9 protein-coding genes are annotated in these 6,871 nt (G+C 61.1%); 1 reads left to right on the top strand and 8 read right to left on the bottom strand.

What is annotated here, in order from left to right:
• From EOA85_RS23220 to EOA85_RS23185, 8 genes are all read right to left on the bottom strand, one after another.
• A partial coding sequence (locus tag EOA85_RS23220; protein ID WP_206523352.1) for a hypothetical protein occupies positions 1-544 on the bottom strand: 544 nt, incomplete at its 3' end.
• Positions 545-752: 208 nt separating this feature from the next.
• Positions 753-1,214: a hypothetical protein gene (locus EOA85_RS37660; RefSeq protein ID WP_164759821.1), complete on the bottom strand. Its 462-nt coding sequence runs from the start codon at positions 1,212-1,214 to the stop codon at positions 753-755.
• Positions 1,215-1,227: 13 nt separating this feature from the next.
• Positions 1,228-2,586, bottom strand: a complete 1,359-nt coding sequence (locus EOA85_RS23210) for a FliI/YscN family ATPase (protein WP_127211319.1) — start codon at positions 2,584-2,586, stop codon at positions 1,228-1,230.
• Positions 2,583-3,203 (bottom strand): type III secretion system stator protein SctL, encoded by a 621-nt coding sequence (gene sctL, locus EOA85_RS23205; protein WP_127211318.1) that lies wholly within the window; start codon positions 3,201-3,203, stop codon positions 2,583-2,585. The genes EOA85_RS23210 and sctL overlap by 4 nt, the downstream gene beginning before the upstream one ends.
• Before the next feature lie 5 nt (positions 3,204-3,208).
• Positions 3,209-3,781, bottom strand: coding sequence for a SctK family type III secretion system sorting platform protein (locus EOA85_RS23200; RefSeq protein WP_164759820.1), 573 nt, complete (start codon positions 3,779-3,781; stop codon positions 3,209-3,211).
• 47 nt (positions 3,782-3,828) lie between these two features.
• Entirely contained in the window at positions 3,829-4,662 is an 834-nt protein-coding gene (sctJ, locus tag EOA85_RS23195) for a type III secretion inner membrane ring lipoprotein SctJ (protein ID WP_281033773.1), read from the bottom strand.
• A 16-nt stretch (positions 4,663-4,678) separates the two neighbouring features.
• Positions 4,679-5,311, bottom strand: a complete 633-nt coding sequence (locus EOA85_RS23190; RefSeq protein ID WP_127211315.1) for a hypothetical protein — start codon at positions 5,309-5,311, stop codon at positions 4,679-4,681.
• Between the two features lie 20 nt (positions 5,312-5,331).
• Positions 5,332-5,979, bottom strand: a complete 648-nt coding sequence (locus EOA85_RS23185; protein WP_245485966.1) for a type III secretion protein — start codon at positions 5,977-5,979, stop codon at positions 5,332-5,334.
• Positions 5,980-6,217: 238 nt separating this feature from the next.
• On the opposite strand from EOA85_RS23185, the gene EOA85_RS23180 reads away from it, so the two are divergent.
• A partial coding sequence (locus EOA85_RS23180; protein WP_245485964.1) for a L,D-transpeptidase occupies positions 6,218-6,871 on the top strand: 654 nt, incomplete at its 3' end.

Raw genomic sequence — 6,871 nt, 5'->3', positions numbered from 1 at the left:
CGAATGCCGCCTCTTCCTCTTCGTCATCGAAAAGCACCACATCGTCGGGCTGCAGACCTTGAAGCTCGCCAAGGCTGATCGTAAGCGCATTGCGCCAAAGGCAGACCGGCAACGGGAATTCGGCAGGAATTGATGGCCTCGCTTTCACGATCTCGTCGAGAAAGCCCCCGGCCCGCACGGCCAGACCAACGCCATCGGTGTGCAAGGCGCAATCTATGGTTTCGTCCTTGCTGGTCAGGACGAACGCGAACGCGCTTTTATCCAAAACGGTGTCTCTTGGTTCGATCGAGGTGATAGCGATCCTCTCGCCCAGCCTGCTCTCGATCCATTCGAGATCTTCTTCGAATACGGACTCCATCAGCAGCGCGGCGTGAGCGGGTGCCAGTCGTTTCACGTCGACTAGCTCGTCAGCCTTGGCAAGCCCTCGTTCGACGACAGAAAGCGGCAGGCGCAATTTGCCCGCCGTGCCTCCGGCAGTAAACGAAATCGTGCATAGCGGCTGGTCCTGAGGTTTCGTTGCCGGCCAGACGGCCGCGATCGCCATGGTTTTCCCGACAACCGAGATCTGTGCGGGAGCACGGCGGCGGTAGAAGGCGTTCAATGCCTCAACCTCCACAGCCGCAACAGACTCCAATGTCAGCGGCTCGCCAACGCTCGAGGGTGTGCGTCTCACCGGTTCTGCGCGCGCTTTCTTTTTTGCCGACGCCAAGGCCTGAGGCATCACACTTCCATATTCACGATGACGGATTGGACTATCGTTCTGTGGGCAAGCGCAGTGGACTGCGCTCGTCTTCCTCGGAAAGCTCGGCAAGCGCGAGGCGACGACGCGCAGTGCGTTTGGTCAGATGCTCCAGCAGCCCGTCCAGTTTCGTCACGGCCTTCATGCTCGCGCGATGATCATTGCGGGCTGCCGATAACTCCGCTTTGCGTCGTTGCCCGGTGACGCCGGCCATCTTCTCGTCTTCCCGGAGCCGTTCGGTTTGCCTGGCGGCGATCTCGAACTGTCCCTGAAGCCTGTAAAGGCTGACCGCCTTCACCGGTTGTCCAACAAGCGAACCGAACGCTGCATCCTCGGCGTCGGCTGTGCGCTGGAGGTGCTCCCTGACCGCGACGGCTGCTTCCTGAACCTCCCCGGCGGCCCGCTGCGCAGCCGCATATCTCCTTATGACCGCTTCGTTTGCGCGCTTTTCACCGCGGCGCCTGAGGTCGTGCAATCGTGCGATCATGTCACGATCTTTCATTGACAATCCCCCGCATGCGTTCGCGTGTCCTCTCGATGGTCTCGTGTGTGGCCGACGGCTGTCGCAGGAAGGTGTTGATGGTGTCGATCTTCGCCACCGCCTCGTCCGCCACCGCATCACTGCCCTTCTCGTATTCACCGACGCGCAGCAGCAATTCGACGTCGGCGTAGCGGGCGAGCAGCTCCCGCAAGCGGCCGGCGTCCGACCGATGCTCAGCCGGCACCACCGTGTCCATGAGCCGGCTGCGGCTGCGAAGCACGTCGATGGCCGGGAAATGATCGCGCTGCGCAAGTTCGTTTGACAGAAAAACATGCCCGTCGAGAAGCGCCTGGATTTCTTCGGCAACCGGATCCAGCGTGCCATCGCCCTCCAGAAGAACGCTGTAAAGGCTTGTAATGGAGCCGACGCGGCCAGGCCCTGAGCGCTCGAGCAATTGGGGCAGAACTGCAAAAAGCGAAGATGGAAAACCGCGACGCGTCGGCGGCTCGCCTGAAGCGAGGCCAATCTCGCGCTGCGCACGGGCAAACCGCGTGATGTTGTCCATTGCCAGCAATACATGCTTGCCCTGGTCGCGAAAATATTCGGCAATGCTGGTCGCCACATAAGCGGCCTTGACGCGCTCGATCGCCGGCCGGTCGGACGTCGCGACGACGATGATTGCCCGCGCCAGCCCGTCCGGGCCAAGCTGATGCTCGACGAATTCGCGCACTTCACGTCCGCGTTCGCCGACAAGAGCAACCACGGCAACATCTGCGTCGGTGCCGCTGACGATATCCGAAAGCAGGATCGACTTGCCGACACCAGGCTCGCCGAAGATTCCGACGCGCTGCCCCCGCGCGCAGGTGAGAAGCCCATCGAGGGCGCGGATCCCGAGCTGGATAGGCTCGGAAATCAAACTGCGCTCCAGCGGAGATGGCGGATAGGCATTGACCGGATAGCTGCCGGTAATGCCACCCGGCGAAAGCGGCTTGCCATCCAATGGCTCGCCGAACGCGTTGATCACCCGACCAAGCAGGCCGGGCCCGACGGAAACCGTTTGGGTCTTTCCGGTCGCAATAACCTCCGTGAGGCTTGAAAGGCCGGTGAGATCGCCAAGCGGAACAAGGATTGCCATGTCGTCCATGAGCCCGACGACTTCCGCCTTGGTCGCCGTGCCGGTCCTGGGATCGACGAGTTTGCATATCTCGCCGATCCGAACCTCCTCCACCGTCGCATGAATGACCGTGCCGGTCGCTCGCCGTACACGCCCTTTTCTGGGTCGGCTGGCATCGTCACGCAGACCGGAACGCAGGTTCGGAACGATCGATGCGAGGCGGCTCTCGATCTCGATGGCGGGACTTGTCATGTCGGCGCCTCGGCCTTTGATGAAATCGCAGCGGCAAAGGCACTGAGCTGTGCGTCGATGCTGGCGTCAATGACGGCAATATCGGTCAAGAGGATGCAGGCGCCCCTCGCGAGCGTATCATCCGCATCGATCTCGACCGTCATGCCCAAGTCACTCTCGCGCAGGACCGCGTTCAGTTCGTCGCGAACTTTGTTAACGGAAGCGGGATGAAGTCGGACCTTCAGATATTTGGCGCGGCGAATGTCAGCGACCGCCTGCCTGGCCGCCTTGGCGACAACCATGCTGACGTCGAATTCTCCCAGCACTCGCCTGACGACATCGAGGGCTAGATCGATGATTTCGGCTTCCAGCCCACCAAGATAGCGATCTACCTTGACCGCCGTCTCGCTCACCAAACGCGCGGCATCCGCGCCGCCTTGCGCCTTACCGTCTTCGTAGCCCTGCGCATATTCGGCCGCATAGGCTCGCCGCGCGGCGTCACGCAACTGCTGCGCAGCACGCCTGGCTTCGTCGAGAAAGGCGTGCCCATCTCGCCAGGCGCGTGCCTCGGCAGCGCGCAGGATCCGGCCTTTAGGGCGCCTCGGCACACCAGTGGTCGCTTTGCCCGGTTCGCCCATCTCGTCTAACTCATCGCCCGTCGAACAATCGCCGGACCAGCTTCCGAAAATGGTTTGGCCGTCGTCTGGTCAACAAGCTCATGCGGCATCAGCTTGAGGCGAACTCGCATGCTCGTGTCGCCGGGCATCGCCTGACACCAGGCGCCAAGGCAACGCAAGCCGTCGGCATAGACACGACGATGAATATCTTCCATCGGCTCCAACGGCTGCATTGGACCGGTCAGATCGCGGTTGGCGACTGCGAAAGCGCAGATTTCCGGGCCGAGTGCTGCCTGCAATGCGGCGGCTTGGCGTTTATTGATGGCGGTGACCAGACTGCCGGCCCAGTAGATCGCGCCGGCACGAAGCGCAACTTCCTCCAACTCCTCACCCGACGACAAAGCGATCGCCCGATCCACCGCGTTGGGGGGCTCGTCGGAAATTGCGCAAGTGAGTCCATAATGGTCGAGCAGAAGCTGCGATAATCGCTCATGCAGGCGTTGCGACCGCAACATGCGCTCGCAGGCAGCCTCGCCGATCGTGCCGTCAAAGCATTCCGCTAGCCGGGCCGCATCAGCATAGCCTGCGGGATTGGACATGAATGCCCGCCATTCCGGGCTGGCAGTCTGCTTCGAGCCGGCCTGGATCATGTCTTCTTCACAGGCATTGCCGAAGCATCGAGCGCATAGACACCGGGCCGTCTATACCATTGGACGTAGGCTAGCCGGGCAGCCAGCGCGAGTATGGCCGCCGTCATGCCGTAAAACAGCCACATCGCGGCGGCGACGCTGTCGGGATGCAGCCAGAGGCCGAGGAATGTTGTGAAACCTGCCTCGCCGATGCCTTGCTCAGGGACCGTCGGGGTCACCGGAATGAGCGTGACGGATACATTGTCATAGGTCAGCCCGGCGATACCCTTTGCCACCAACATCTTGACCTGCGGGATCAGCTCATTCATCGCGACGGACGCGCGATGCCGAATGAAGGCGGAAGCTGACGATGGCACCAGTCGCTGTCTTAGGGGATCGTTTTCCGGCAATACGAGATGAACGCGAGCGGAAATTACGCCGTCGATATCCGAGATCGTCTGCGAAAGCTCCTGGCTCAAGCCGTAGATCATCGTTGCCCGCTCTTCGACCGGCGAGGATACAAGCCGGTCTCTCTTGAACACGTCGCCGAGCGTCTGGAATTCCTGTTTGGGCAATCCGCTTTCGTCGAGAATCGCCATGGCTTCGGCGAAACGGTCCTTCTGTACGGAAACCGTCATTTTGCCGTCCTTGCCGGCCTCGCGTTGGGCCGGAATCCCGTGACGCATCAGCGTGGCCACGATCTCGTTGGCCTGCCGCTGGTTGAGGTCGGAATACAGCTCAACCGAGCACGCCTGGAGCACAAGCATGGCCGCCACAACGAGCGCGACGCGGCACCGGACGCCGAATCGATTCAATAGTGTTGACCGCCGCTGCAAGGATAGTGTGTGCACGAACACTCCGTAGCGCTCACTGTTGCTTGATAAGCGTGCTGGCGGACGACGTAACGGCCGTCACGCTGCTCGTGACCACCTCGAGATTGGCGGCTGCCCACATCACCGAAATGGATCGTTCGAGGAGTTGCTCAGCATTTTTTGCGGTGGCGTTTTCGCCTTCCTTGGCTGATGGGGCGGCCTTGCCGGCGCCGTCCTGCATGGCGGCCGTTTCAGCATTCGCTGGGGCATTTGCCTGGCCAATGGCCTTCTGGACCTGCTGCATGGTTCCTTCCAGCGACTGAACCGCAGAACCGAACAATGCCGACGGATCCTCAAACGCCCCGCCCCCTGCCTTTTCCACCTCGGCCAGATAGTCGAACAGCTTGTGTTCGGCGACCGGTTCGGTCCTTTCCAGTTTGGAGGATTGTCCGGCCATTGCAGGACTGGCTCCTGAAGATGCCTGCGCCACCTGCTGGCCTGCCCGTGTAGCGACATCACCGCGTTCAGGCATCGTAACCTTTGCGGCATCGTGCTTTTCCTGATTGGCACCCACCATTCGGTTACCCGGCTGGGCTGCCGTGCCGGCGGTGATCTGCTGCTGCGAAGCTATGCTGGTGGTCAAGTTTGCCAGTGTAGCTTCCAGGGCTCCAATCGGCGCGATTTGCATGAACCTGCCCTCCTGCTTCCTTAGTTCGGTTTGCCGGAGGGAACATTCTGCGCCTCCGCCTGCCTTCCGCGGAAAACGCGGACCGGAACAACTTTGCCATCATCCTGCTTCGTGCTCGGCGCCGCAGGAACTCCCAGCGTTTTCCTGACAAGTTCAACGTAGGACGGCGGCCCCGATACCGAGACAACATCGTCTTGCTTGGACACCTTTATAGGAAACTTCGGGTCGATGACCCCCAGCCGCGAAAGCCGATCTTCCGCACTGGCAGCCATATTGGCATCAAGCGGGATCATTTCCGTCCGGACTTCAGCTTCGGTCGCGACGTTCATGACGATACCGTCGAAATGCCAGACCAACCCATATCGATTGCAGATCTCTTGCAGAAACTCGCGGGCCGTTCCAACCGGCATGCCGGCGCTTAAACGCCCCTTGACGAGTTTGCTGATACGCATGGGCGTCCGCATGTTGCGGCCTAGCTCGACCAGCGCGTCGGCCACCGACTGATCGACGGTGATATAGCTGTACGGGCCGGCAGGCCAGCGCGGTTCGGCGGCGTTGGCCTGCGACGAGGCAAGGCCGAACGCCAGGATCGTCGAAAGACCGCAAGCAAAGAAAGCAGCCCTGGCTCCCGAGCACCGATCCGCATGGCAGGTATCGCGTCCCGTCAAAATCGGTCCTATCGCAAAGGGACGCACGAGCGATGGCCCGCGTCGCTTGTTTCATGGTTGATCCGCCGATTCACTCTATCGTGCGCATCGCAGAATTGGAAGTCCAATTGGATTGCGCACGAGCATTTGGTGCCAAATGTTGCGAACCGTCAGCAAAGCGATATGGTGCGCGCTGGAATCAGGTGATCGCCGGCCGAACGCCTGGAGGCAGAAGGGATCGTTCTTGGTGGCGGCAATCATGATCCGGCTGGCGAACTTGCCTGTTCCCCTCAGCGTTGCGGGACGCAAAGTCCTGGTCAGCCCGCGCTTTATCCGGAGATTGTGCGCATCAGTTCTGATAGCCGCCACATCGATTGCCGCCATGGCGCCAGCCCAGGCCCAATCGAATGGCGGTTATGACCCACGAAGCTGGACTTACGATCCGGCAAGAAATGTGCTGGTCTCCCCTGCCGCTCCCGACCAGACTTCGGATGGAGAAATCCGGCCCGAGTGGTCGGCAATCCCTAGGGAGATCGTGCATTTCAGCGAGGCTCAACCGAAGGGATCGATCGTGATCAACACCACGGAGCGGCGGCTTTACTACATCCTGGGGAACGGCAGGGCACTGCGATACACGGTGGGCGTTGGAAAAGAGGGATTGGAGTGGTCCGGCCGCGCCACGATTTCGAGCAAAAAGAACTGGCCAGATTGGCGGCCGCCGGCCGAAATGCGATCCAGAGAAGCATCAAAAGGCCGCTTCCTGCCCGCGCATGTCGAGGGAGGACCGAACAATCCATTGGGCGCGCGCGCATTGTATATCGGCAACACCCTTTATCGCGTCCACGGCACCAACCAGCCATGGACCGTCGGACAGGCCAACTCCTCCGGGTGCATTCGCATGACCAACGAGGAT

The sequence above is a fragment of the Mesorhizobium sp. M5C.F.Ca.IN.020.29.1.1 genome, from assembly GCF_003997375.1.
Taxonomy (GTDB): Bacteria; Pseudomonadota; Alphaproteobacteria; order Rhizobiales; family Rhizobiaceae; genus Mesorhizobium; species Mesorhizobium wenxiniae.
This window is presented reverse-complemented; position numbering and strand designations above follow the sequence as displayed.